Genomic DNA, 25662 nt, shown 5'->3' with positions numbered 1-25662 from the left:
GACTCGATCAAGCGGGTCCAGATCATGGGCGCGCTCCAGGAGCGCTTCCCGGTCTCCGGTGAGGTGGACCCGGAGCAGATGGGTGAGCTGCGGACCCTGGACGACATCGCTGGCTTCCTCGCTTCCGCTTCCGGTGCGACAGCCGCCCCGACTGCCCCGGCCACACCGGCTGCTCCTGTTCCCGCCGCTCCGGTGGCCTCGGAGCCTGTCGTGTCTGCTCCGTCCGGCGAGGTGAACGCCGCTGTTCTCGCGGCGTTGCTCGAGGTCGTGGCGGAGAAGACGGGTTACCCGGTGGAGATGCTGGAGCCCGGCATGGATGTCGAGGCTGATCTCGGGATCGATTCCATCAAGCGGGTCCAGATCATGGGCGCGCTCCAGGAGCGGTTCCCGGTTTCGGGTGAGGTGGATCCGGAGCAGATGGGTGAGTTGCGGACGCTGGACGACATCGCCGGCTTCCTGGCCTCTGCTTCCGGTGCGACCGCGTCCCCGGCCGAGCCTGCCCCAGCTGCTCCCGCCGCTCCCGCTCCGGCCGCTGCGGTGGTCACCACGGAGCCTGTGGTCTCCGCTCCGTCCGGCGAGGTGAACGCCGCTGTTCTCGCGGCGCTGCTCGAGGTCGTGGCGGAGAAGACCGGCTATCCGGTGGAGATGCTGGAGCCGGGCATGGACGTCGAGGCTGATCTCGGGATCGACTCGATCAAGCGGGTTCAGATCATGGGCGCGCTCCAGGAGCGGTTCCCGGTTTCGGGTGAGGTGGACCCGGAGCAGATGGGTGAGCTGCGGACCCTGGACGACATCGCCGGCTTCCTGGCCTCTGCTTCCGGTGCGACAGCCGCCCCGACTGCCCCGGCCACACCGGCTGCTCCTGTTCCCGCCGCTCCGGTGGCCTCGGAGCCTGTCGTGTCTGCTCCGTCCGGCGAGGTGAACGCCGCTGTTCTCGCGGCGTTGCTCGAGGTCGTGGCGGAGAAGACCGGTTACCCGGTGGAGATGCTTGAGCCGGGCATGGACGTCGAGGCCGATCTCGGGATCGACTCGATCAAGCGGGTCCAGATCATGGGTGCCCTCCAGGAGCGGTTCCCGGTCTCCGGTGAGGTGGATCCGGAGCAGATGGGTGAGCTGCGGACCCTGGACGACATCGCCGGCTTCCTCGCCTCCGCCTCCGGCGCGGCCCCCAGCACCGACGCTTCGCCCGCCGATGCGTCCGTGCCCGCCGTCGAGACCCCTCTCGTCGTCACCTACCCCCAGGCGGCCGGCGTGGGACGCACCTTCGCGGCCGTACGGGAACTCCCCGCGGTCTGCCGGGTCGTACGGGCCTACGCCGAACAGCCCGTCGCCCTCGTCCTCGACGACGGGTCGACGCTGACCCGGCCGCTGGTGGCCGGCCTGCGTGCCGACGGCTGGCGGGTGGAGGTCGTCGTCCTGCCGGGCGTCACCACCTCCGCGGAGGCCGACGCCGTCCGCCCGCTCCGTACGTGGGACGAGCAGGAGCTCGCCTCCGCCGTCACGGCCGAACGGCTCGACCTGGTCGTGCAGTTGGCCACCGAGTCCGGGCAGGAGTGGGCCGAGGCGGCACGCCGCCTGGCGCACACCGTGCTCGTGGCCAAGGTGACCCAGGCCCCGCTCAAGGCCGCCGCCGGTGACCGTGCCGCGTTCGTCGCGGTGACCCGGCTGGACGGTGCGAACGGCTACCGGGGCAGCAGCACCGGATCCGCTCTGCTCGGCGGTGTGAGCGGGCTCGTCAAGACGCTGGCGATCGAGGTCCCCGCGCTCTTCACGCGCACCGTCGACTTCGCTCCCGGCCTCGACGACCGCACCGTCGCCGCGCGCTTCCTGGACGAGATCCACGACGTGTCGTCCGACCTCGCCGACGTCGGCGTGGACCCGGAGGGCCGCCGTACGATCGTGCCGTCCGCCGAGCCGCCGGCCGCGCACGTCACGGCCGTACCGGAGATCGGGGCGCGGGATCTGCTCGTCGTCACCGGTGGCGCCCGTGGCATCACCGCGGACTGCCTCCAGGCGCTGGTGCAGGCCCGCCCCGCCGGGCTGCTGCTGCTCGGCCGCAGCCAGGTGAACCCCGAGCCCGCGTGGTCGGCGGGTGCCGAAGGCGCGGCGCTCAAGGGGCTCATCGCCAAGCGGATCACCGCTTCGGGGGAGAAGGCCACCCCGCGCGGCGTCGAGGCGGTCTACCGCGAGGTGACCGGCAGCCGTGAGATCCAGGCCAACCTCGACCGGCTGCGGGCGACCGGCGCCACCGTCGAGTACCTCGTCGTCGACATCACCGATGCGGCCGCCGTCCGTACGGCGCTCGCTCCGTACGCCGCACGCGTCACCGGCGTGGTGCACGGTGCGGGAGTCCTGGCGGACCGGCTGATCGCCGACAAGGCGGCCGAGGAGATCGACCGGGTCCTCGGTACGAAGATCGTCGGGCTCGGCAACGTGCTGGACGCCCTCCGTGGTTCGGCCGACCTGCGCCACCTGGTGTTCTTCTCCTCCGTCGCCGGATTCTTCGGCAACCGGGGCCAGTCGGACTACGCCGTCGCCAACGAGGCGCTCAACCGCCTCGCGGTGCGGCTCAGGCAGGAGCTGCCCTCGGCCCGCGTGACCTCCGTCAACTGGGGCGCGTGGGACGGCGGGATGGTCACCGACGACCTGCGCAAGATGTTCGCCTCGCGGGGCGTGGCGCTGGTCCCGGTGGCGACGGGTGCGGGCATGTTCGCCGAGCAGTTCACCGCCGCCCGCGGTCAGGACACGGTGATCGTCGCCGGTCCGCTCACCCCGCTGTCCACCCCGCCCGCGGAGGGCTCGCCGGCCTCGCCGACGCTGCTCGTCGACCGTACGCTCGCCGACATCTCCGCGGACCCGCTGCTCGCGGACCACGCGATCGGCGGCAAGCGGGTGCTGCCCGCCACCGCCGCGCTCGGGGCGCTCGTCAACACCACCGAGCGCGTGACGGGCCGGCCGGTGACCGAGGTCTCCGCGTTCAAGGTCTTCAAGGGCCTCGTACTGGACGCGGCGGACGGCGAAGGCGCCGACGCCACACGGCTGCGGCTGTTCATCGAGCCCGGACCGGCCACCCGCCCGAACGCGATCGAGGTGCTGGCCTCCGCGGTCGACGACGCCGGCCGGAGCAGGCCGTCCTACGGGGCGAGCCTCTCCACCGAAGCGTCGCCGGCGCCCGCGGACCGTACGGACCTCGCACGCGCCGCGCGTGCCGCGACCCGCACGGACGCCGCACCGCTCTACCGGAACGGCACCCTCTTCCACGGCCCGGCGCTGCGCGGCATCCGCTCGGTGCTGGTCGCGGAGGAAGGACTGCTGCTGCTCGGCGCACGGCTCGGTGACGGGCTGCCGGCACGCGGCGCCTACCACGGCCGGTTCCACAGCCCGGTCATCGCCGATCTGCTGCTCCAGTCGGCGCTGGTGTGGGTGCGCCGGTTCCGTAACCGCGCCTCCCTGCCGCTGGAGATCGGCAGCGCCCGCTTCCACGCGGAGCTGCCGGCCGACCGGGAGTTCCTGATCGCGGTGGAGAACCTCGTCTCCGGGCCGAGCGGCATCACCTGCTCGATCACCGCGCTCGACCAGGAGGGCCGTGTGCTCCAGGTCCTCGACGGAGTGGTGGTCGTGGAGGACGCACAGCTGGAGGGCAAGTTCGGAGCGGTCGAAAGGACCGGAACCGCGACCGTCTCGGTCTGACGCCACCCCCCCCGCCGGGTCCGGCTCCGCCCCCCTGGGGCCGGACCCGGCCGTACCACCCCTCCCGACCCCTGACTCCCCGAACCGAACCATGCGGACACCCGGAGGCTGACCCAACCATGGGCAAGTACGCGATCGTCGGCCTGGCCTGCCTCTTCCCGGGGGCCGGGACACCCGACGACTACTGGCGCAACCTGATCGCCGGTGTGGACTCCCGCACCGACGGCGACAACCGTGTCTTCGGGCACAGCCCCGAGGCCCGGGAGACCGATCCCGAGGACAGGCACCGCATCTACTGCACCAGGGGCGGTTTCCTGGACGAGTACGACGAGGGCGCCGCAGGACTCGACCCGGCGGACTACCGCCTTCCCGCCGACTACCTGGCCGGCCTGGACCGCTCGTTCCACTGGGCGCTCAAGGTCGCCGGGGACGCGCTGGCCGACGCGGGCCACCCCCTGACCGCGGACGGCCGACAGGGCCGGAGGACCGGGGTGGTGTTCGGGAACTACCCGTTCCCCACCCCGGCCTCCGGCCGGTTCGCCGGTGAGCTCTGGGACTCCGCCGTGGCCCAGGGCCTCACCGAGGCCGGTCTCCCCGTGCCCGACGACCTGATCACACCCGGCGCCCCGGACCCGTCCGGCGCGGTCACCGCGCACAACCTCTGGGCGGGCGGTATGCCGGCCCGCGTCGTCGCCGCCGCCCTGGGCCTGGAGGGCCCGAGGTTCACCCTCGACGCGGCGTGCTCCTCCGCCCTGTACGCCCTGAAGCTCGCCTGCGCCCACCTGGAGACGGGCCGGGCCGACCTGATGCTCGCGGGGGGTGTCTGCGCCCCGGACCCCACCGTGATCCACCTGTCCTTCTCCGACCTGCGCGCCTATCCGCAGGACGGTTTCAGCCAGCCCTTCGACGCCCGCTCCCGAGGCATCGTCACCGGGCAGGGCGCCGCGATGATCGCGGTGAAGCGCCTCGCCGACGCGCAGCGCGACGGCGACCGTATCCACGCGGTGATCGACGCCCTCGCCCTGACCAACGACGGCCCCGGCAAGCACCTGCTGGCGCCCAACGAGGCCGGCCAGCTCGCCGCGTACGAACTCGCCTACCGGGAAGCCGGTGTCGACCCCTCCGCGATCCAGTACCTGGAGTGCCACGCCACCGGCACACCGCTGGGTGACAGCACGGAACTCGGGGGCGCCGAGGCCTTCTTCGGCCGTGGCCCGCTGCTGGGATCCGTCAAGGCGAACATCGGGCACCTGCTCACCGTGGCCGGGATGTCCAGCCTCCTCAAGGTCGTCCTCTCGCTGTCGCACGGCGTCATACCCCCCACGATCGGGGTGGAACAGCCGCTGCCGGGCACGATCGCGGACAGGGTCGTACGGGAGGCCGTGCCCTGGCCGGACCCCGCCCCGGGCACTCCCCGCCGGGCAGGCGTCTCCGCCTTCGGCTTCGGCGGTACGAACGCCCACGTCGTCCTCTCCGCACCGGAGACGCCGGGGGCAGCGGAGACCCTGGAGACGCCGGGGGTAACGGAGACACCGGGGGTAACGGAGACTTCGGCCGCACCCGCTGCTCGGCCCGCACCGGAAGGCGGCCCCACCGAGCCGCCCCCGCTCGCCGTGATCGGGATGGGCGCCCACTTCGGGTCCTTCGCCACCCTCGACGAGTTCGAACGGGCGGGCTACGACGGGCTCGTCGGCGTACGCACGCTTCCCGAGCAGCGCTGGCGCGGCTTCGAGACCGTGGAGGGCGGCCCCCTGGACCGGGCAGGTCTCGGCGGGGGCGCGGCCCCCGAGGCGGCCTACATCGAGGACTTCGAGGTCGACACCACCTCGTACCGCATCCCGCCCAAGGACCTCGCCCACTTCAACCAGCAGCAGCTGCTGCTGATGCGCGTCGCCGAGGAGGCGCTGCGCGACGCGGGGTTCGAGCGCAAGCGGCCGGGCGGCGCGGCCGGCCCGGACGCACGGCGGGTCGGTGTCGTCATCGGCATGGAGATGGAGCCCAGCGCGCACGGCCACGGCTCCCGCTACGAGCTGGGCCGCAAGCTCACCGAGTGGTGCGAGGCGGCAGGCGTCGACCCCTCGCCGCAGCAGCTCGCCGACCTCACCCGGGCCGCGCGCGACGGTGTCCACGACTCCATCGAGCCCAACGAGGTCCTCAGCTACATCGGCAACATCATGGCGAGCCGGGTCTCCTCGCTGTGGAACCTCACCGGCCCCTCCTTCACGCTCTCCTCGGACAGCGCCGTCGGCGTCGAGGCCCTGGACGTCGCCCGGCTGCTGCTGCTCGACCCCACCGTCGAAGCCGTCCTCGTGGGCGCGGTCGACCTCGCGGCAGGCCCGGAGAACACCCTCGCCCGTGAACTGCTCGAACCGGGCACCGTACGGGACGGCCTGCGCATCCTGGGCGAGGGCGCCGGCGCCGTCGTCGTCACCCGCCCCGACACCGTCCCCCAGGACGGCAGGGTGTACGCCACGGTGGAGTCGATCGCCGTGCACCACGCGCCCGACGTCGCCCCCGGCACGCGCGCCGAACTCGTCGAACGCGCCGCGGAGGACGCGCTCGCCGCGGCCGGCATCGGCCCGTCGGACGTCGAACTGGTCGAGGCCGGCGGCGCGCACCCCGCGGAGCTCGACGGCCTGACCCGCGTCTGGAGCACCGAGCGCGCGGGCGGCGAACTGCGGACCGCCCTGTCCTCGGCCCGCCGGTCCGTGGGCGACACGGGATGCGCCTCCGGACTCGCCGCGCTCATCCGGGCGGCGCTCTGCCTGCACCACGCCTACTTCCCCGTCGCCCCCGACGGGATCACGGCGGACGGGACCGACGGCTCCGCGTTCTTCCTGGCCGCCGACTCCCGTCCCTGGCTGCGCTCCCACCGCGAGGGACGGCGTGCCGCCTCCGTCAGCGTCGTCGGCGCGGCCGGCAGCCACGCCCACCTGGTGCTCACCGGCGGCCAGGTACGCGGCGAGATCACCGAGGCCGACTGGACCCGCTCCGGCGGGGGAGTGGTCGTACCCGTCGGCGCGGACGACTTCGACGGGCTGCTGCGGCGGCTCGGCGAACTCCGCACCGCGATCGGGTCGGACGAAGCCGGGGACGGCGACTGGCAGGCCGACTTCGCGGACCGGCCGGCGAAGGTCAAGGCCGTGCTCGTCGCGGACGACCCGGCCGGCCTCCTCCGCCAGATCGACCAGGCACTCAAGGACCTGCCCGACGTGTGGCGGTCCGGCGGGGAGTGGACCTCGCCGTCCGGGAGCTGCTTCACCGCCCGGCCGATCGGTCCCGACGCCAAGGTCACGCTGGTGTTCCCCGGGGCGTTCAACTCCTACCTGGGGCTGGGGCGTTCGATGTTCCGCGCCTTCCCCGGACTGCTTCCCCGCTTCGAGGCCCAGGCCGAACTCCCCGCCGAGCTCCTGCGCAGCGCGGCGCTCTACCCCCGCTCCAGGGAGGCCCTGGGCCGGCGTGAGCTGATGCGGATGGAGGGCGAACTCGTCGAGGACATCCCGCTGATGCTGGCGGCCGGCACGAGCTACGCCCTGCTCTCCACGGACCTGGTCCGCGAGGTGCTCGGCGTCCCCGTGCACGGGTCCTTCGGCTACAGCCTGGGCGAGAGCAGCATGCTCTTCGCCACCGGCGGATGGGTCAAGAGCGCACGCGGCGACGAGAAGATCAGCGCCTCGCCGCTCTTCGACGACATGCTGCGCGGGCCCAAGCGCACCGTCCGCGCCCTGTGGGGCCTGGGCGACGAGGTTCCGGACGCGGAGGTGTGGGCCACCCATGTGCTGCTGGCGCCCGCCGACGACGTACGGGCCGCACTGCGCCGCTACGACCGGGTGTTCCTCACCCACGTCAACACGCCGCAGGAGGCGGTCGTCGCGGGCGACCCGCAGCAGTGCCGCGACCTGATCGCCGAACTGGACTGCCGCAGCGCCCGCTCGCCCGCCAACCATGTGATGCACTGCCCGGTGGTGGACGGGGTCCTGCCCGAGCTGGCCGACCTCAACCGCTACCCGACCGGCGACGTGGGGGACCTGGTCCTCTACAGCAGCCGGCACTACGCACCGGTGACGGACTTCGACGCGGACGCGGTGGCCGGGAACATCGCGGTCACCCTGCGCGAGACCGTCGACTTCCCCCGGCTGGTCCGGCGGGCGTACGACGACGGCTACCGCTGCTTCATCGAGGTCGGCCCGAGCAGCACCTGCTCGCGCTGGATCCACGAGACGCTGGCCGACGAGCCGCACCTGTCGGTCTCGGTGGACCGGCGGGGCGCCCGCGGGGCGACCGACATCGCCCGGCTGGCGGCCCGCCTCGCCGCCCACGGCATCCCGGTCGACCTGAGCGCCTTCGCCCCGCTCCCGCACAACGGTCCGCGCCGGTCGCCGGGCCTGCGGCCCTTCCTGGCCGGCGGCGCCCCGGTCCCGCCCCTGGTGGCATCGGCGGCAGCCCCGACGGTGGCCACACTGCCGAGCGCCCCGGCGGCTGTTCAGGCCACGCCGAGCACCCCGGCCCCGGCCGTGGTTCAGGCCGCCGCGAGCACTCCGGCCCCGAGCATCCCGGCCGTGGTTCAGGCCGCCCCGAGCACCCCGGCGCCACGCACCCCGGCCCCGGCCGTGGTTCAGGCCGTCGCCGCCCCCAGTGCCCCGGCCGTCGGTGCTCCCGCCGGACCCGCTGCCGCCCCCGTACCCACCGCCCCGCCCGCCCGTCCCGCCGCTCCGGTCGCGGCGCGCCCCGGTCGTCCGGCGGAGGCCGAGCCGGCCCTCGGGGTCACGGGCTCTCTCCTTGCCGAACCGGCGCCCGGCACGGGCGCCGAAAACTCCACGGAATGGGACACCGCGATGCCGACCCACCCCTCCGCGCAGCCGCCGACGCCAGCCCCCCTGGCGTTGGAAAGGGAGCCCGTCACGATGATTCCGGCCGGTGCCCAGGTGCCGCCCGCCGGCCCGCCCGCCGACACCCCCCGGACGCCGCCGGTGAGCGCCGTGTTCGGCGCCCCCCTGCCGGTGCCGCCCGCTCCCGCCAGGAGCACCGCGCTCACCGGCGACGAGACCGCGGCCGTGCTGGTGCGCGGGCTGCGCAGCGAGATGCTGGAAGCGCACCGCGAGGTGCTCCAGGCCCAGCGCGAGCTGCGCGACCAGCTCGTCGCACTGCTGACCGAGGGCGGCACCCCGCCGCCCCGCCCGCCCAAGCCCGAGGGCGTGATCTGGGACGAGCACGACCTCCTGGAGTTCGCCACCGGCAAGGTCGGCAACGTCTTCGGCCCGCGTTTCGCCGAGATCGACGAGCACCGCCGCCGCGTCCGGCTGCCCGCCCCGCCCTACCACTTCGCGACCCGGGTCACCGCGCTGGAGGCCGAGCCGGGAGAGTTCAAGCCCTCGTTCATCCGCACCGAGTACGACGTGCCGGTGGACGCCTGGTACGCCGTCGACGGCCAGGTCCCCCCGGCCGTCACCATCGAGGCCGGCCAGTGCGACCTGCTGCTCATCAGCTACCTCGGCGCCGACTTCACCAACCGCGGCGACCGGGTCTACCGCCTGCTCGACAGCAGCCTCAGCTTCGTCGGCGACCTGCCCCGCGTCGGCCAGACCCTGCGCTACGACATCTGGATCGACCAGTTCGTGCGCCAGGGGGACACCCTCCTCTTCTTCTTCCACTACGACTGCTACGCCGACGGGGAGCTGATCCTCAAGCTCAACAACGCCTGCGCCGGATTCTTCACCGACGAGGAGCTGGAGAGCTCCCTCGGCATCCTGGAGGCCAAGGTCCGCCCGCCCCTCGGCGACGGTGCCTTCTCCGGTTCCAGCGCCTTCAAGCCGCTGGCCCGCACCGAGCGCACCGCGCTGGGCCCCGCCGACCTGGCGCGGCTCGCCGAGGGCCGGATCGCCGACGTGTTCGGCCCCGGGCACGGCCAGCCCGCCGGCTGCAACACCTCGCTGAGGCTCCCCACCGAGCAGCTCCGGATGGCCGACGAGATCACCGTCCTGGACCGCAAGGGCGGGGCCGCGGGACTCGGACGTATCGAGGCCGTGAAGCACCTGGTGCCGGACGGCTGGTACTTCACCAGCCACTTCCCGGACGACCCGGTACTCGCCGGCTCGCTGGTCGCGGAGGGCGCCGTCCAGCTCCTGGAGGTGTACGCGCTCTCCCTCGGGCTGCACCTGTCGTTCCCCGACGCCCGCTTCCAGCCCGTCCCTGACCTGCGGACCGAGGTCAAGGTCCGGGGCCAGATCACCCCGGAGCACGACAGGATCGAGTACCGCGTCGACATCACCTCCCTCACGCTGGTGCCGCGCCCCGCCATCACCGCCGACGTCGTCGTCCTGCGCGACGGCAAGCCGTCCATCGGCGTCACCGGCCTCGGCATCCGGCTGGTGGAGAAGCCGGGCGCGCCCTACCGCCCCGAGACCGGCGGAACGGTCCCGCACTTCCTGGGCCGGCTGAGCCCGGCGAGCGGAAAGCCCGCGCTGCTCAGCGAGTTCCACATGGCGCACGCCGCCAAGGGCGACCTGGCCACCGCGATGGGGCCCGAGTTCGAGGTCTACGCCGACAGCCGCGCCCCGTACATCCCCAACGGTGACTTCCTCTTCGTCGACCGCGTCATGGAGCTGGAGGGCACCCGGGGCGTCCTCAAGCGCGGGGCCGTCATGGTCACCGAGTACGACTCGCCGGACGACGCCTGGTACTACGACCACAACGGCCACCCGCACATGCCCAACTGCGTCCACATGGAGTCCAGCCTCCAGGCGGCCATCCTGCTCGGCTACTACCTCGGCGCCACCCTGCCCTTCCCCGAGGAGCAGTTCAGCATCCGCAACCTCGACGGCCGCGCCACCCTCGTCAAGGACGTCGACCTGCGCGGCAAGACCATCCAGCACCGGTCGACGCTGTTGTCCAGCGACCAGATGCCCGGCTCCATCCTGCAGAACTACAGCTACGAACTGTCCGCTGACGGTGAGGTCTTCTACCGGGGCGAGTCGCTCTTCGGATACTTCAGCGCCAAGGCCCTCGAGAACCAGGTCGGCCTGGACAAGGGCAAGCACGTGGCGCCCTGGATCGACCGTCAGCCCTCCCGCCCCGCGGAGACCCGCCGTGTCGACCTCGCGGCCTACCGGGCCGCCGAGGAGTCCCGCCCCGGCCCCCGGATCGGCCGGGACCACCTCGACCTCGTCCAGTGGGTCGACGTCCTGCCCGACGGCGGCGACCACGGCCGCGGCTATCTGCGCGGTCACCGCACGATCCGCCCCGACGACTGGTACTTCTCCTGCCACTTCCACCGCGACCCGGTGATGCCCGGCTCGCTCGGCGTCGAGTCCCTGCTCCAGGGCCTCCAGGTCTACGCGGTGGAGACCGGCCTCACCGACGGCCTGGTCAACCCCCGCTTCGCCCTGCTCTCCGAAGCCGAGACGACCTGGTCCTACCGGGGCCAGATCCTGCGCGACGACCCCGAGATGGAGTTCGACGTGCACATCAAGGAGGTGCGCCGCGCACCCGGCCGGATCCAGCTGATCGGCGACGCGAGCGTGTGGAAGTCCACCCTGCGGATCTACCAGCTCGGTGGCATCGGCATCGAGATCCACCACGACCAGGCCTGATCCGCGTACGACCGACAGGAGACGCAGCATGACCACCGATCAGCACCGGCCGCGGTGGGCCGGGCCGGCAGACCCGGCCGTCGGCGACACCGGGGTCTACGACACCCTGATGCGCCTGGACGAACCCGTCTACATCGTGCGCGGGCCCTACGGACTGGGCGCGGCCGCCGGCGGGACACTCACCGGCGACGGCCCCCACGAGGTGGTCGCCGCCGCGCCCCCGCTCGGCCCCGAACGCCTCGGCAGCGCCCGGTTCCTCGCCGCCCACGGCCTCCAGCAGGCGTACATGAGCGGTGCCATGGCCAACGGCATCGCCTCCGCCGACCTCGTCATCGCGATGGCCCGCGCGGGCTTCCTCGGCTCGTACGGAGCGGCCGGCCTGCTCCCCGAAGCCGTGGAGAAGGCGCTGATCCGGTTCCGCGACGAGATCCCCGGCCTCGGCTACGCCTGCAACCTCATCCACAGCCCGAGCGAGGACCGCCTCGAACGGACCGCCGTCGATCTCTTCCTCAAGTACGGCGTGCCCTGCGTCGAGGCGTCCGCGTTCCTCAAGCTGACACCGCACCTGGTCCGCTACCGGCTCGCGGGCCTGCGGGCCGGCGGCCCGGACGGGGTCATCGCCGCGAACCGGGTCATCGCGAAGATCTCCCGCACCGAGACCGCCGAACTGTTCATGCGGCCCGCCCCCGAGGCGATGGTGCGGCAGCTGCTCGCGGACGGCCTCATCACCGGGGAACAGGCACGCCTCGCGTCCCGGGTGCCGCTCGCCGACGACATCACCGTCGAGGCGGACTCGGGAGGCCACACCGACCGCCGGCCGCTTCCCGCCCTGCTGCCGGTCATCATGCGGCAGCGCGACGCGATCATGCAGGAGGCGGGGTACGCCGAGCGCATCCGGATCGGGGCGGCCGGCGGCATCGGGACCCCGGACGCGGCGGCCGCCGCGTTCGCGATGGGCGCCGACTACGTCGTGACCGGATCGGTCAACCAGTCCTGTGTGGAGGCGGGCACCTCCCCGCGCGTCAAGGAGATGCTCGCCCAGGCCGGCATCGCCGACTTCGACATGGCCCCCGCCGCCGACATGTTCGAGATGGGCGTCGAGCTCCAGGTCCTCAAGCGCGGCACGTTCTTCCCGATGCGGGCCAAGCAGCTCTACGACCTCTACCGCACGTACGACGGCATCGAGGGGCTGCCCCAGGACGTACGGACCCGGGTCGAGCAGCAGATCTTCCGGCGCCCCCTGGACAGCGTCTGGGAGGAGACCGCGGAGTACTTCGCGCGCCGCGACCCGGAGCAGCTCGCACGGGCCGAGGGGCACCCCAAGCGGCGGGCGGCGCTCGTCTTCCGCTGGTACCTGGGCATGGCGTCGCGCTGGGCGAAGACCGGCGAGGCGGACCGGGCGGTGGACTACCAGATCTGGTGCGGGCCCGCGATGGGCAGCTTCAACTCCTGGGTACGCGGGACGTATCTGGCGGCGCCCGAGCACCGCAGGGTCGCCGACGTCGGGCGGCAGATCATGAAGGGCGCCGCGTTCCACCAGCGGCTCGCCATGCTGAGGGCGGCCGGCGTCGCGTTCCCCGCCGGCATAGCCACCCGCCCGTCGCCGGAGGACTCCGCGCCCCGTGACTCCTCCGTCGGGGTGGGGCAGTGACCACCGTCGACGCTCCCGCCCCGGCCGCCGCGCACGCCCACGCGGCGCCGGCGGCCCCGGCCGCGGCCTTCGCCGGGGCGGAGCGCCTCGACCGGCTGCTCGGCGACCCCTGGTCGCCGGCGAACCCGTACGGCTTCGCGGCGGGCGTGGCCCGGGACGCCGCCGAGGAGTACCCGCACGAGGCCGAGGCACGGCTCCGCGCGGAGGACTTCCACCTGTGCCACCTCCCGGGCTCCCTCGGCGGCACCCTGCGCTCCTTCGAGGACACCCAGATCCTGGTCCGGGTCGCCGCCCGGCGCGACGTCAACGTCATGCCCGCCACCATGTTCAGCATCTCGGCGGCCATGACCGTGCTCGCCGCCGGCACGAAGGCCCAGCACGAGGTCGTCGCCGGCTGGCTGCGCGAGGGCCGCACCATCGCCTTCGGGTTCTCCGAGGAGCAGGCCGGCAGCGATGTGCTCACCAACAGCTGCGCGCTGACCCCCGAAGGGCTGCTGACCGGCACGAAGTGGCTCGTGGGCCGGGGGAGTTCGGCCGACGCCGCGGTGATCGTGGCGCGGACCGGCGAACGCGGTGCGGGTGCCTTCACCGCCGTACTGCTGGGACCGGAGGAGCTCTCCGCCCCCCAGGTGCGGCGGCACGCGCCGCAGCGCACCACCGGGATGCGCGGCATCGACTTCGCCGACCTGGAGTTCGACGGTCTGCCCGTACCGCCGCGGGCCGTCGTCGGTGACATCGGCAGCGGACTGGCGGGCGCGCTGCGCGCCCAGCAGATCGTCCGGCTGATGAGCACGGCCGGCTGCCTCGCCACCGCCGACACCGCGCTGCGCACGGCACTCCGGTTCGCCGCCGGGCACCGCACCGGCGGCGAACGCGTCGCCGACACCCCTTACGGCTCCCGTGAACTCGCCCTGGCCGCGACCGAACTGATCGCCGCCGATCTCGCCGTGCTGAGCGCCGCACGCCAGGTGCACGTCGCACCGGGCGCGTTCGGCCTGGCGTCGGCCGTCGTCAAGCACACCGCCGTCCGCCTCACCGCCTCCGGTGTCAGCCGCTCGCACGCCCTGATCGGCGCCAGGGCGGTCCTGCGGGACGGCCCCGGCGCGGTCCTCGACAAGGCGGTCCGCGACAACGCCATGGTCGCGGTCATCGACACCAGCGTGCTGGGCAACCTGCGCGCCCTCGCGATGCACCTCCCGGCGTACGCGCCCGCCTTCCCCGACGACCCGGCCGCCGCCACGGAGCTCGACGGGCCGGCGGGGGAGCGGCTGCGCGCCGTGTTCGCCCTGGGCGACCCCGCCTCGCTGCCCGCGCTGGACCCCGCCGCACTGGACCTGGGCGTACGGCCCAAGGACGACGTCCTGCTCGGCTTCGCCGCGTACGCCGGTGCGATCGGCCGGGAGCTGAGCGGGCGCGGCGAGGACCGGGCGGCGGGGCTGGTCGCAGGGGTGCGGTCGGCGCTGGCCGCCGTCGTCCACGACACGGCCGCCGCACAGCGTGACCGCGCCCGCTCGGCGAAGGTCTCCCCGGAGACCCTGGACCTCGCCGGCCGGTTCTGCCTGCTCCACGCGGCGGCCACCGCGGCCCTGGCCTGGTGGCACCACCGTGACCTGGACGGCCTCTACGGCGCCGCCCCCGGTGACACCTCGTGGCTCGTCGCCGTACTGGCGCTGCTGACCACCCTTGCCGACGGCCGGGACCCGCGCACCGTGCCGTACCGGGACGTCGCCCCGGCCGGGCGTCTGGTCACCGGACTCGACACGGCGCGGCGCCTGTTCACCGCGCTGCCGGTGCGGCTGAGCGACACATCCACGAACAGCGACGAGAACGAGGAGGCCGACGAGCGATGACCGATCTGCAGGCACTCATGGCCGACCTGGAACGCCACATGGGCGATCCCTTCGACGACGACGGCCCCCTGCCCTTCAGCCGCGTCCTCGAACTGGACGAGCGGGAGGCGTACCCCCACGAGTTCGTCGACGTGCTCGCCTCCTGGGGGCTGTACGACTGGAGCATCCCCGTCGAGAGCGGCGGCCGGGCCGTCGACATCCAGGACGGCTTCAACCTCTACCGGCTGGTCGCCCGCCGCGACCCGACCACCGCGACCGCCATGGTCATCAGCACCATCAGCTTCATGCCGCTCTGGGTCGCCGGCACCCCGGAGCAGCGCAAGCACTTCGCCGACCTCATCAAGAGCGGGTCGAAGCTCGCGTGGGGCCTCTCCGAACGCGAGCACGGCAGCGACATCCTGGCCAACGCCACCACCGCCCGGAGGACCGAGGGCGGCTGGATCCTCGACGGGGAGAAGTGGACGATCGGCAACGCCACCGTCGCCGACGTCGTGATGGTCTTCGCCCGTACGTCGGAGAAGGGCGGCCCCGGCGGGTACTCCATCTTCGCCGTCGAGAAGGGCCGGCTCGCGGAGGGACAGTGCGAACCCCTGCCGCACGAGCCGCTGCACGGCCTGCGCGGTCTGGACATGAGCGGCGTCCGGCTGCGCGACTGCTTCGTGCCCGACTCCGCCGTCGTGGGGAAGGCGGGCCAGGGCCTCGAAGTGGCCCTGAAGAGCAGCCACCTGGTCCGCATCGCCATCACCAGCATCGCCATGAGCTGCGCGGACACCGCACTGCGCGCCACCCTCGACTTCGCGACCCGCCGCATGATCTTCGGTGCGCCGGTCTCCGAGGTGCCCTACTCCCAGCGCCAGCTCGTGGAGAGCTACGCCGACCTGCTGGTCGCCGACGCGCTGACGACCGGTGCGATCCGCAGCCTCCAGCTCACCCCGGAGCAGTCCAGCATCTGGTCCTCGGTGGTGAAGTACTTCGTGCCCACGCTGCTCCAGGAGACGCTGGCCAGGCTCGCCATCGTGCTGGGCGCCCGCCACTACCTGCGCACCCACCCCCGCTACGGGGTCTTCCAGAAGGCCGTACGGGACTGCGAGGTCGCCGACTTCGCCGACGGCAACACCGTCGTGAACCTGAAGAACATCGCCCTCCAGCTCGGCAACCTCCTGGACACCGCCGTCACCCAGGACCCCGTCAAGGTCGCGGGCGCGGTGGAGCGCACCCGTGCCCTCTTCGACCCCGCCCACCCCATGAAGCCCTACCGTCCCGCCGAGCAGCAGCTGTTCAGCCGCGGCGTCGACGACCCGGTGCTCGCGCTCCGCTCGGCCGTCGACGACCTGCACCAGGCCGCGGCCGCCGCCACCGGGACCGACGCGGCCCGGCTGGCCGCCGCGGCCGACGCGGCGGGGTCCCTCGCCGACGAGCTGGACCGCATCGCCGCCGAGCACCGCAAGCTCTTCTCCGACCTCGGCAAGAGCGCCGGCCAGTCCGCCGAACTGTACGACCTGGCCAAGCAGTACACCGCCGTCTCGGCGGCGGCGGCCGTCGTCCACCTGCACCTGCACGGACACGACAGCGTCCACCCGGAACTGCGCTCCCCGGCGGTCCTGCTGGTCTGCCTGGAGCGGCTGCTCAAGCGCTTCCACCCCACGGTGGGTGTGGCCGGGCCTCAGGAGATCGCCGAGGTCGCGGACGCTCTCACCGCCGCGCACCGCGAGGGCCGCCTCTTCTCGTTCCGGTCCTTTTCCGTCAACTGGTGAACCTAGGAAGGAGACCGAGCCCATGGACTGCACGGCACCGTTCGCCGACCCGCTCGCCGACACGGCCGAGGTCTGGCTGCTGGCGGAGGAGGACGTGGACCGGTTCGCCGAGGCGACGGGCGGCGCCGCGCTGCTGACGGACGAGGAACGGGCCCGGCACGACCGGCTCCTGTTCCCGGCCGCCCGCCGGCGTTTCCTCGGCGCCCGGCTCCTGTCCCGCCAGGTCCTCTCCCGGTACGCCGACGTGGCACCGGACTCATGGCGCTTCAGGACCGGCACCTACGGCCGCCCCGAGGTCGAGGGCTGCGCCTGGGGGCTCGACTTCAACATCACCCACACCAACGGGCTGATCGCGGCCATCGTGGTCCGCGGCCGGACCGCCGGCGTGGACGCCGAGATCACCCCGGCCAAGCCCGAGGCGATGCAGTTCGCGCCGAAGGTGTTCACCCCGCTGGAGAACGAGGTCCTGCGCCGCAACCGGGAGGGCCAGCGGGGCCACGCCTTCGCCGACTCCTGGGTGGCCAAGGAGGCGTACACGAAGGCCACCGGCATGGGGATGTGCCGGGGCTTCGACGCCTTCTCCGTCCACCGGCTGAGGGACGGCGGCCTCGCGGTCGTCGACGAGGACATCCCCGAGACGGAACGGGACCTGTGGCAGGTGCAGGTCCTCCAGGTGTGGGACCGGTTCGCGCTCGGCGTGGCCATCAGGGGCGACCGGAGCGACGCGGGCCCTCTTCCGGTCCGGCTGCGCTCCGCGATCCCGGACCTGCTGCCGGAGGAGGCGCGCTCATGACCGGTGCGGGCCCCGACCACCGCTGTCCACCTCCGGCCGGTCCCCTACCTGAAGGCGCATCCGCTTGCCCCGCACGCCCCCCAGCGGATTCCATGGACCGTACTCCCGCCGAAGAATTTCCACCTCCCCGCACCATCCCCCCTCACGAAGGGAATTCCCATGCCCCGTAAAGCGAACGCGGAACTGCTGGCGGGGTGCGCACGTGGCGAACAGGAATCCTGGGACGCCATGGTGGAACGATTCGGCAGACTTGTCTGGTCCGTGGTGCGCAGCCATCGGATGAGCGATGTCGACGCCGAGGACGTCCGTCAGCTGACCTGGTTACGCCTGGTCCAGAACGTCGAGCGGATCCGCGACCCGGAAAGGGTCGGTGACTGGCTCGCCACCGTCGCGCGCCGGGAATCCCTCAAGGTCCTCTCGCGCAGGAAACGACTCGTCATGGTCGGTGACAGCGAGACCCTCGACGGGCTCTCCGGCCACAGCGAGAGCCCCGAGCAGATCACCCTGCGCGCCCAGCGCAGGGAGGACGCCCAGCGCGCCATCGACACGCTCTCCGAGCAGTGCCGCGGTGTGCTGATGCTGGCCCTCGCGGACCCGCCGGCCTCCTACGACGAGATCTCCACGGCACTGGCCATGTCGGTCGGCTCCGTGGGCCCCATACGCACCCGCTGCCTGCGCAGACTGCGCCGCGCGCTCGCCGCCGCCGACGCCGGGGAACGCCTTCCGGCGGTGATGGGCCACGCCCGCTGCCCCCTCGTATCAGCACATGCGGACGTGTCCGGTCCGCGGCACCGGAAGGCTCTGGTGGGGGGAGGCCCCGAAGCTGCGGCCGGACAGGCCGGGCAGGCCGGACAGGAGTGACGCGCATGTCCCACTACGACGTGAACGAACTGGTGCGGTCGATCGTCATCGACACACTGGGAATTCCCGCGGACCTGTACAGCGCGGACCTGGTCTTCTCGGCCGATCTCGGCCTGGAATCACTGGATCTGCTCGACATATTCTTCCGCATCGAATGCACCGCGCCCGTCATTCTCTCCGTGGAGAAATGCGGGCGGTATCTCCAGGGAGAGGTTCCCGACACGGAGTTCTGCGACGCCCGAGGAATCATCAGCGGACGCGGAATGGAACAGCTGACCACCGTGATGCCCCAGCTCGACGCCGTCAGGTGGGACGGGAAACTCACCCTCGACCGCATGCTCGCGGAAATGACCATCGGAAACCTCGTCTCGATGGTCGAGAACCTCCTGGCCGAAGGGCAGGCGGCCCATGCCTGAACCCGGCAACTCCACGGCCGGCGACGGCCGCCCGCCCGGCAGGGCCGGCAGCGTCCTGCGGGTGGGCAGTTACGGCGTCGACACCGGCGCCGTCGAGCGGCTCGTCGCCTGGCACGGCCCCGGAGCCCTCCAGCTCTCCCCGGGCGGCGCCGCCACCGGCGGCTCCGCCGTCGCCTGGGCCCTGCGGCAGGCCGCCCTGCGCGCCCTCGCCGCACCGCCGAGGATCGCCTCCCGATGGAACGACATCTCCCTGCGCGGCACCGACGAAGGCCCCTGGACCCTGGTCTTCCGGGGCGAGCTGGCCCGGTTCGCCGAGCGCGTCCTGCACGGGGACGTCTCCCTGTCGGTGACCTCCGGCCCCGGCCGCGTCACCGCCCACGCCGTCCTCACCCGTGCCGGCACCCCCGACCCTTCTCCCGAGAATCCGAGGTAACCAGGTGAGCACCGTCACCGAAACCGGCCTGCTGACGAGCCGCGAGATCATCACGGGCGAGGAGCTGGGCAGCGTCCCGCTCGCCACCTCCGGCGCCGTGCTCTCGGCGGCCCGCCGGGCGGCCGCGGCCGCCCCGAGCTGGGCCGCCACCCCGGCCGCCGAACGGGCCGCGATCCTGGACCGGGCCGCCGACCTGCTGCTCGAACGCGCCCAGGAGGCCCAGGACCTGCTGGTCAGGGAGGGCGGCTCCATCACCGGCAAGGCCTTCTACGAGGTCCACGCCGGCGCGGCGGAACTGCGCCACGCCGCCCAGCTCGCCACCGCGCCCCAGGCCCCGCACGGCCCCGGCTCCGACCCGGGCCGGGACACCGAGGTGCTGCGCGTGCCGCTGGGCGTCGTCGGCGTCATCGTGCCCTGGAACTTCCCCGTGCTGCTGGGCATGCGCTCGGTCGCCCCGGCCCTCGCCCTGGGCAACGCCGTCCTGCTCAAGCCCGACCCCCACACCCCGCTGAGCGGCGGCCGCCTCTTCGCCGAGGTGCTGGCGGCGGCCGGACTGCCCGAGGGCGTCCTGGAAGTGGTGTACGGCGACGCCGACGCGGGCGCCGCACTCGTCCGGTCGCCCGACGTCTCGATGGTGTCCTTCACCGGATCGACCGAGGTGGGCCGCGAGATCGGCGCCACGGCGGGACGGCTGCTCAAGCGCGTCGTCCTCGAACTGGGCGGGCAGAACGCCTATGTCGTCCTGCCCGACGCCGACATCGAGGCCGCCGCCTCCGCCGGCTCCTGGGGCTCCTTCCTGCACCAGGGCCAGATCTGCATGGCCGCCCGGCGCCATCTGGTCCACCGGGACGTGGTGGAGAGCTACACCGAGGCGCTGGCCCGCCGCGCCGCCGCGCTGCGCATCGGCGACCCGTTCCGTACGGACGCCCAGATCGGTCCCGTCATCGACCGGGGCCAGCTCACCCGGATCGCCACCGCGGTCGAGGACGCCGTCGCGCAGGGGGCCCGCCTGGTCACCGGTGGCACGGTGCAGGGGCAGTTCTTCCCCCCGACCGTGCTGGCCGACGTGACACCGAAGATGTCGGTCTTCCATGCCGAGGTGTTCGGGCCGGTGGCCACCGTGACCTCCTTCGCCGACGAGGAGGAGGCCGTGGAACTCGCCAACACCTCCGACTACGGGCTCACCGCCGCCGTCTACACCTCGGACGCCGAGCAGGGCCGCGCCCTGGCCTCCCGGCTGCGCTGCGGTGTCGTCCACGTCGGCGACCAGACGGTCAACCACGACCCCCACCTGCCGTTCGGCGGGGTCGGCGCCTCGGGCAACGCGTCCGGGTTCGGCGGGCAGGCGGCGATCGACGCCTTCACCCGCTGGCACACCCTCACCGTCAGCAGCCCGGCGCGCTCCTACCCCTTCTGAGAGGAAACCATGGATCTCAAGGTCGTCACCGAACCGCGTATCGCCCAGGCACCCGAGGGCACGGTGGTGCTGCTGATCGGCACCCGCATCAACAAGTTCTGGATGGTGCACCGCTGGATGCCCGTCATCGCGTCGATGATCCCGATGCTGATCGAGCTGAAGAAGAACAAGGACCACGGGTTCCTCTACTCGCGGGCCTGGTTCAACCGGACCGTGATCATGCTCCAGTACTGGCGCAGCATGGACGATCTGATGCGCTACTCGCACAACACCACGGGCAAGCACCGCTCGATGTGGGCCTGGTTCAACCGCGCGGTCCGCAACGACGGCGCCGTCGGCATCTTCCACGAGGCGTACATCGTCGACCCGGCGCGCATGCACACCGTGTACCGGAACATACCCGAGTTCGGGATCGCCGCCGCCACCGAGTCGGTGCCGCAGCGCAAGAGCCCCTCCGTGCCCGGTGCCACCGGTTCCCGGAAGGCGTGAGACGGCCGTGCGCCAGGAACAGGAGCCGGTGCGCGCCGGCCAGGACGTGCAGTGGCGCCGGTGCGGGGCCTGCGGGGCCTTCGTCTACGGGAAGCGGCTCGACCGGAACCTCAAGGTGTGCCCGGAGTGCCAGTTCCACTTCCGTATCTCTCCCGACACCCGTATCCGGCAGCTCGCCGACCCGGACAGCTTCCGGCCGCTGCCCGCCGACCACGAGCCGCGTGACCTGCTCGCGTTCAGCGACAGCAAGCCGTACCCCGACCGGCTGCGCGACGCCCGGGCCCGGACGGGGCGCAACGACGCCCTGCTCGCCGGTGAACTGACGATCGAGGGGCACGGCCTGGTCGTCGCCGCGGTCGACTTCAGCTTCATGGGCGGCAGCATGGGCGCCGTCGTCGGCGAGGGCATCGCGGCCGCGGCCCGGCACGCCCTCGCGCGCCGGCTGCCGCTCCTGCTGATCGCCGCGTCCGGCGGCGCCCGTATGCAGGAGGGCGCCGTCTCCCTGATGCAGATGGCCAAGACCGCCCAGTGGGTCGCCGCGCTGCGCGAGGCGGGACTGCCGGTCGTCAACCTCAACACCGACCCGACCTTCGGCGGGGTCAGCGCCTCCTTCGCCATGCTCGGCGACGTGATCCTCGCCGAGCCGGGCAGCCTCATCGGCTTCGCCGGACCGCAGGTCATCCGCAACACCATCCGCGAGGAGCTGCCTCCCGGTTTCCAGAGCGCCGAGTTCCTCCTCGAACACGGCATGATCGACGCGGTCGTGCCGCGCGAGAACCAGCGGGAACACCTCGCGCGGCTGCTGTCCCTGTTCGGGCCCTCGGTGCCCGAACTGCCCGAGCCCGGGGGAGCCGAACCGCTCACCGAACCCCTCCCCGCGCTCCGCGACGCCCGCGAGACCGTCGCGCTCGCCCGCAACACCGGCCGGCCCACAGCCGGTGACTACATCGGGTACGTCTTCGACGCGTTCATGCCCCTGCGCGGTGACCGGGTCTGCGCCGACGACCAGGCCCTGCTCGGCGGGATCGCCCGGCTCGGCGGACAGAGCGTCGTCGTGCTCGGCCACCAGAAGGGCCACGACACCGCCGAGCTCGTCCGCAGCAACTTCGGCATGCCCAACCCCGAGGGGTACCGCAAGGCGCTGCGGCTGATGCGGCTCGCCGAGCGGTTCGGGCTGCCGGTCGTCGCCCTGGTCGACACCCCGGGCGCCTTCCCCGGCATCGGCGCCGAGGAGCGCGGCCAGAGCCTCGCCATCGCCGAGTGCATCCTCGAACTCTCCCGGGTGCGGGTCCCGGTGGTCTCCGTGGTCACCGGCGAGGGCGGCAGCGGCGGCGCGCTCGCCCTCGGCGTCGCCAACACGGTGCTGATGCTCCAGAACGCCTACTACTCGGTGATCAGCCCCGAGGGCTGCTCGACGATCCTCTTCGGCACGGCCGAGCACGCCGGGCGTACCGCCGACGCCCTGCGCCTGACCGCGTCGGACCTGCTGCGCCTCGGTGTCGTGGACGCGATCGTCCCCGAACCGCCGGACAGCGCGCACAGCGCGCCCCACCCCACCGCACTCAACGTGAAGACCGCCCTGGTGCGCGCCCTCACCCCGCTCCTCGAACTGCCGGGCGACCGGCTCGTCGAGCTGCGCAGGGAACGCTACGACCGCTTCGGGCACCCCGAACACCAGCCGGTAGTCGACTGGGAGGACCACGATGACCACTGAGACGACGACCGCCGACACCATGACGGTCGAGGAACTGCGCACCCAGACCAGGCTGCTCGCCGGCGAACTGCCCGGCACCCTGCGCCGGATCACCCTCAAGGCCGGCGGGATCAGCGTCGACGTCGAGTGGGAGACGGCCCCCGCGCCGGCCCCCGCGCCAGCCCCCGTCGGCGTCCAGCCCGCCGTGCCCGCCGCCGCGCCCGCCCCGCCGCCCGCCGCGCCCGCCGAGCCGGACCGGCCCGCCGGCCTGGTCCAGGTCACCGCACCGCTGGTCGGCACCTTCTACCAGGCGTCCTCACCCGGCGGCGAGCCGTTCGTCCAGGTCGGCGACATCGTCGAACCCGGACACCAGCTCGCGATCATCGAGGCGATGAAGCTCCTCAACTCCATCACGGCCGACGTCCGGGGCCGGGTCCACGCCGTGCACCCGCAGGACGGCGAGGTCGTCGAGTACGCCCAGCCCCTGTTCGACCTCGTCCCCGTCGACTGAGCCGGCGACCACACACACCGGAGGACCGAGACGTGTTCGACAAGGTACTCATCGCCAACCGCGGCGAGATCGCGCTGCGGATCATCCGCACCTGCCGTGATCTGGGCGTACGCACCGTGGCGGTGCACTCCACCGCCGACGCCGACGCCCGGTTCGTCAAGGCGGCCGACGAGGCCGTGCACATCGGCCCCGGAGCACCCGCCCGCAGCTACCTCAACATCCCCAACATCATCGGCGCGGCCGTCCGCACCGGCGCGCAGGCCATCCACCCCGGATACGGATTCCTCTCGGAGGACCCGTACTTCGCGGAGATCTGCGCCGACGACGGCATCACCTTCATCGGGCCGCCCCCGGACGTGATGGAGAACGTGGGGGACAAGGCGACCGCCCGCAGACTCATGACGGAGGCGGGCCTCCCGCTGCTCCCCGGCACCGTCGAACCGGTCGACTCCGCCGAGGCGGCCGAGGCCGTCGCCGCCGACATCGGCTATCCGCTGATCATCAAGGCCGCGGCGGGCGGTGGAGGCCGGGGCATCACCGTCGTACGCCGTCCCCAGGACCTGCGCGACGCCTACACCAGCACCCGGGCGAGCGCCCAGGCCGTCTTCAAGAACAGCGCCGTCTACATGGAGCGGTACCTGGAGAAGACCCGCCACATCGAGATCCAGGTCGTCTGCGACGACTTCGGCAACGCCATCCACCTCGGTGAGCGGGACTGCTCGGTGCAGCGGCGCCACCAGAAGCTCATCGAGGAGTCGCCCTCCGCCATGGTCACGCCCGAGCTGCGCGCGCGGCTGGGCGAGGCGGCCGTCGCCGGGGCCCGCGCCGTCGGCTACCGGGGCGCCGGGACGGTGGAGTTCCTCGTCGAGGCGGGGGAGAACGCCGCCGAGGACGCGTACTGGTTCATGGAGATGAACGCCCGCATCCAGGTCGAGCACCCCGTGACCGAACTCGTCACCGGCGTCGACCTGGTGGCCGAACAGCTGCGGGTGGCCTCCGGAGGGCCGCTCTCCGTGAAGCAGGAGGACATCGAGGTGCGCGGGCACGCCATCGAGTGCCGGATCAACGCCGAGGACCCGGCCCGCAACTTCGCCCCCACCCCCGGCCTGCTGGAGACCTACACCGTCCCCGGCGGCCCCTGGGTGCGGGTCGACACCGACTACGCACCGGGCTCCCGGGTCAGCCCCTACTACGACTCCATGATCGGCAAGCTGATCGTGTGGGGCCCGGACCGAGCGACCTGCATCGACCGGACCCTGCGCGCCCTGTCCGAGTTCGACGTCTCCGGTCCCGGCGTGCACACCACCGTCCCCCTGCACCAGGAGATCCTCGACCACCCCGAGTTCCGCCGGGGCGACATCGCCACCGACTTCCTTGAACGGCACTTCGCCCTGTGAGCACCGCCGCACGGGGGAGCGAGGCCCCGGGAGACGCCGGACCGGGTGACGGCCCGCTCACCGACGAGGACGTCCGCGTCTACCGCCACTTCCTCGAGGTCTCACCGGACGCGGACGGGGCGCCGGCACGCCTCGGCCTGCCGCCCGCCCGGTTCGCGGAGTCCGTCGCACGGCTCACGGCCCGGCAGCTGCTGCGCCCCGACGGACCGCACCGCCACGAGGCGCTCTCCCCGGGGCTCGCGGCGGCCTCCCTCACCACCGCCTCCCACCTCCAGGTGCGGGAGCTGACACGGCGGATCGACGCCACCCACCGCGAACTCGGCCCGCTGGGACCGCTGTACGAGCGTCAGGTGCGCCGGGGCCTCGAAGGCACCGCGACCGAGCTGCTCACCGACGGCGAGGCCGTACGCCACCGGCTCGCCGAACTCTCCGCCCAGGTGCGGCACAGCGTGCTCACCGCGCACCCCACCCTGGGCGGCCCCGAGACGCTGCGCGCCGCCAGGGAGCTCGACAGCGAACTCCTGGACCGCGGGGTGCGGTACCGGACCGTCGTACCGCACACGGCGCGCCGGCAGCGCGAGGCCCTGCACCACATGACGCTCCTCAACGGCCTCGGCGCCGAGGTGCGCACCGCCGCGGTGATCCCCGGCCGGCTGATCATCCTCGACGACGACACCGCGGTCGTGCCCAGCGCGACGGGCGGTGCGGCCGTGCTCCACGACCCGACCGTGGTCACGTTCCTCACCGTGATCTTCGACGACATCTGGGAGCACGCCCGGCCGGTCGGCACGGGCGGCGCGGACGACGAGGTCTTCGAGGACGTCGAACTGGCCGTCCTGCGCCACCTGGAACACGGCAGGTCCGACGACTTCATCGCCCGCAAACTGGGGATCTCCACCCGGACGATGCGCCGCTATCTCGCCGGGCTCTGCGACAAGCTCCAGGTCGAGACGCGGTTCCAACTCGGCCTGGCGGCCGCCCGGCTGGGCCTGCTCAGCGACGCCCAGGGCCCGGACGACGGTGCATAGGAATTGCTGATCGACCGCATCGGGAATCACCGTCGAGGCTGCTGGACCGGGCCGCGGGGCGGGGCGGATAGTTTCCACGACCGCTCGCTC

15 protein-coding genes are annotated in these 25662 nt (G+C 72.9%); all 15 read left to right on the top strand.

The features are described from left to right. On the top strand, positions 1–3690 hold a 3690-nt coding region (locus tag ACZ607_RS06480; RefSeq protein ID WP_469732359.1), incomplete at its 5' end, for an SDR family NAD(P)-dependent oxidoreductase. 119 nt (positions 3691–3809) lie between these two features. After that, on the top strand, positions 3810–11279 hold the full coding sequence (locus ACZ607_RS06475) for a beta-ketoacyl synthase N-terminal-like domain-containing protein (RefSeq protein ID WP_469732357.1): 7470 nt from the start codon (positions 3810–3812) through the stop codon (positions 11277–11279). A gap of 28 nt (positions 11280–11307) precedes the next feature. Then, on the top strand, positions 11308–12930 hold the full coding sequence (locus ACZ607_RS06470) for a PfaD family polyunsaturated fatty acid/polyketide biosynthesis protein (protein ID WP_469732356.1): 1623 nt from the start codon (positions 11308–11310) through the stop codon (positions 12928–12930). Continuing rightward, entirely contained in the window at positions 12927–14780 is a 1854-nt protein-coding gene (locus tag ACZ607_RS06465) for an acyl-CoA dehydrogenase family protein (protein ID WP_469732354.1), read from the top strand. The genes ACZ607_RS06470 and ACZ607_RS06465 overlap by 4 nt, the downstream gene beginning before the upstream one ends. Beyond that, entirely contained in the window at positions 14777–16534 is a 1758-nt protein-coding gene (locus tag ACZ607_RS06460; RefSeq protein ID WP_469732352.1) for an acyl-CoA dehydrogenase family protein, read from the top strand. Before ACZ607_RS06465 ends, ACZ607_RS06460 begins: the two co-directional genes overlap by 4 nt. 22 nt (positions 16535–16556) lie before the next feature. Next, entirely contained in the window at positions 16557–17327 is a 771-nt protein-coding gene (locus ACZ607_RS06455; RefSeq protein WP_469732350.1) for a 4'-phosphopantetheinyl transferase family protein, read from the top strand. A 159-nt stretch (positions 17328–17486) separates the two neighbouring features. Next, positions 17487–18188, top strand: a complete 702-nt coding sequence (locus tag ACZ607_RS06450; RefSeq protein WP_469732348.1) for an RNA polymerase sigma factor — start codon at positions 17487–17489, stop codon at positions 18186–18188. A gap of 5 nt (positions 18189–18193) precedes the next feature. After that, the gene (locus ACZ607_RS06445; protein WP_469732346.1) at positions 18194–18604 is read left to right on the top strand and encodes an acyl carrier protein; all 411 of its coding nucleotides are present in this window, start codon (positions 18194–18196) and stop codon (positions 18602–18604) included. After that, the gene (locus ACZ607_RS06440) at positions 18597–19037 is read left to right on the top strand and encodes a hypothetical protein (RefSeq protein ID WP_469732344.1); all 441 of its coding nucleotides are present in this window, start codon (positions 18597–18599) and stop codon (positions 19035–19037) included. Before ACZ607_RS06445 ends, ACZ607_RS06440 begins: the two co-directional genes overlap by 8 nt. A 4-nt stretch (positions 19038–19041) precedes the next feature. Further along, a complete protein-coding gene (locus ACZ607_RS06435; protein ID WP_469732343.1) occupies positions 19042–20454 on the top strand; it encodes an aldehyde dehydrogenase family protein in 1413 nt (470 codons plus the stop codon). Between the two features lie 9 nt (positions 20455–20463). After that, positions 20464–20943 carry a DUF4188 domain-containing protein gene (locus tag ACZ607_RS06430; protein WP_469732341.1) on the top strand — a complete coding sequence of 160 codons (480 nt, stop codon included), beginning with the start codon at positions 20464–20466 and terminating at the stop codon, positions 20941–20943. Between the two features lie 7 nt (positions 20944–20950). Continuing rightward, the gene (locus ACZ607_RS06425; protein WP_469732339.1) at positions 20951–22657 is read left to right on the top strand and encodes an acetyl-CoA carboxylase carboxyltransferase subunit alpha; all 1707 of its coding nucleotides are present in this window, start codon (positions 20951–20953) and stop codon (positions 22655–22657) included. Then, the gene (locus ACZ607_RS06420; RefSeq protein WP_469732337.1) at positions 22647–23147 is read left to right on the top strand and encodes an acetyl-CoA carboxylase biotin carboxyl carrier protein; all 501 of its coding nucleotides are present in this window, start codon (positions 22647–22649) and stop codon (positions 23145–23147) included. Before ACZ607_RS06425 ends, ACZ607_RS06420 begins: the two co-directional genes overlap by 11 nt. Positions 23148–23179: 32 nt before the next feature. After that, positions 23180–24544: an acetyl-CoA carboxylase biotin carboxylase subunit gene (accC, locus tag ACZ607_RS06415; RefSeq protein WP_469732335.1), complete on the top strand. Its 1365-nt coding sequence runs from the start codon at positions 23180–23182 to the stop codon at positions 24542–24544. Then, on the top strand, positions 24541–25572 hold the full coding sequence (locus tag ACZ607_RS06410) for a helix-turn-helix transcriptional regulator (protein WP_469732333.1): 1032 nt from the start codon (positions 24541–24543) through the stop codon (positions 25570–25572). Before accC ends, ACZ607_RS06410 begins: the two co-directional genes overlap by 4 nt. Positions 25573–25662 lie beyond the last annotated feature (90 nt).

This window comes from Streptomyces sp. NPDC104381 (genome assembly GCF_055583745.1).
This window is presented reverse-complemented; position numbering and strand designations above follow the sequence as displayed.

Coding starts and splice junctions, on each gene's coding strand:
- ACZ607_RS06475 (WP_469732357.1), top strand. CDS start 3,810: ATGGGCAAGTACGCGATCGTCGGCCTGGCCTGCCTCTTCCCGGGGGCC.
- ACZ607_RS06470 (WP_469732356.1), top strand. CDS start 11,308: ATGACCACCGATCAGCACCGGCCGCGGTGGGCCGGGCCGGCAGACCCG.
- ACZ607_RS06460 (WP_469732352.1), top strand. CDS start 14,777: ATGACCGATCTGCAGGCACTCATGGCCGACCTGGAACGCCACATGGGC.
- ACZ607_RS06455 (WP_469732350.1), top strand. CDS start 16,557: ATGGACTGCACGGCACCGTTCGCCGACCCGCTCGCCGACACGGCCGAG.
- ACZ607_RS06450 (WP_469732348.1), top strand. CDS start 17,487: ATGCCCCGTAAAGCGAACGCGGAACTGCTGGCGGGGTGCGCACGTGGC.
- ACZ607_RS06445 (WP_469732346.1), top strand. CDS start 18,194: ATGTCCCACTACGACGTGAACGAACTGGTGCGGTCGATCGTCATCGAC.
- ACZ607_RS06440 (WP_469732344.1), top strand. CDS start 18,597: ATGCCTGAACCCGGCAACTCCACGGCCGGCGACGGCCGCCCGCCCGGC.
- ACZ607_RS06430 (WP_469732341.1), top strand. CDS start 20,464: ATGGATCTCAAGGTCGTCACCGAACCGCGTATCGCCCAGGCACCCGAG.
- ACZ607_RS06420 (WP_469732337.1), top strand. CDS start 22,647: ATGACCACTGAGACGACGACCGCCGACACCATGACGGTCGAGGAACTG.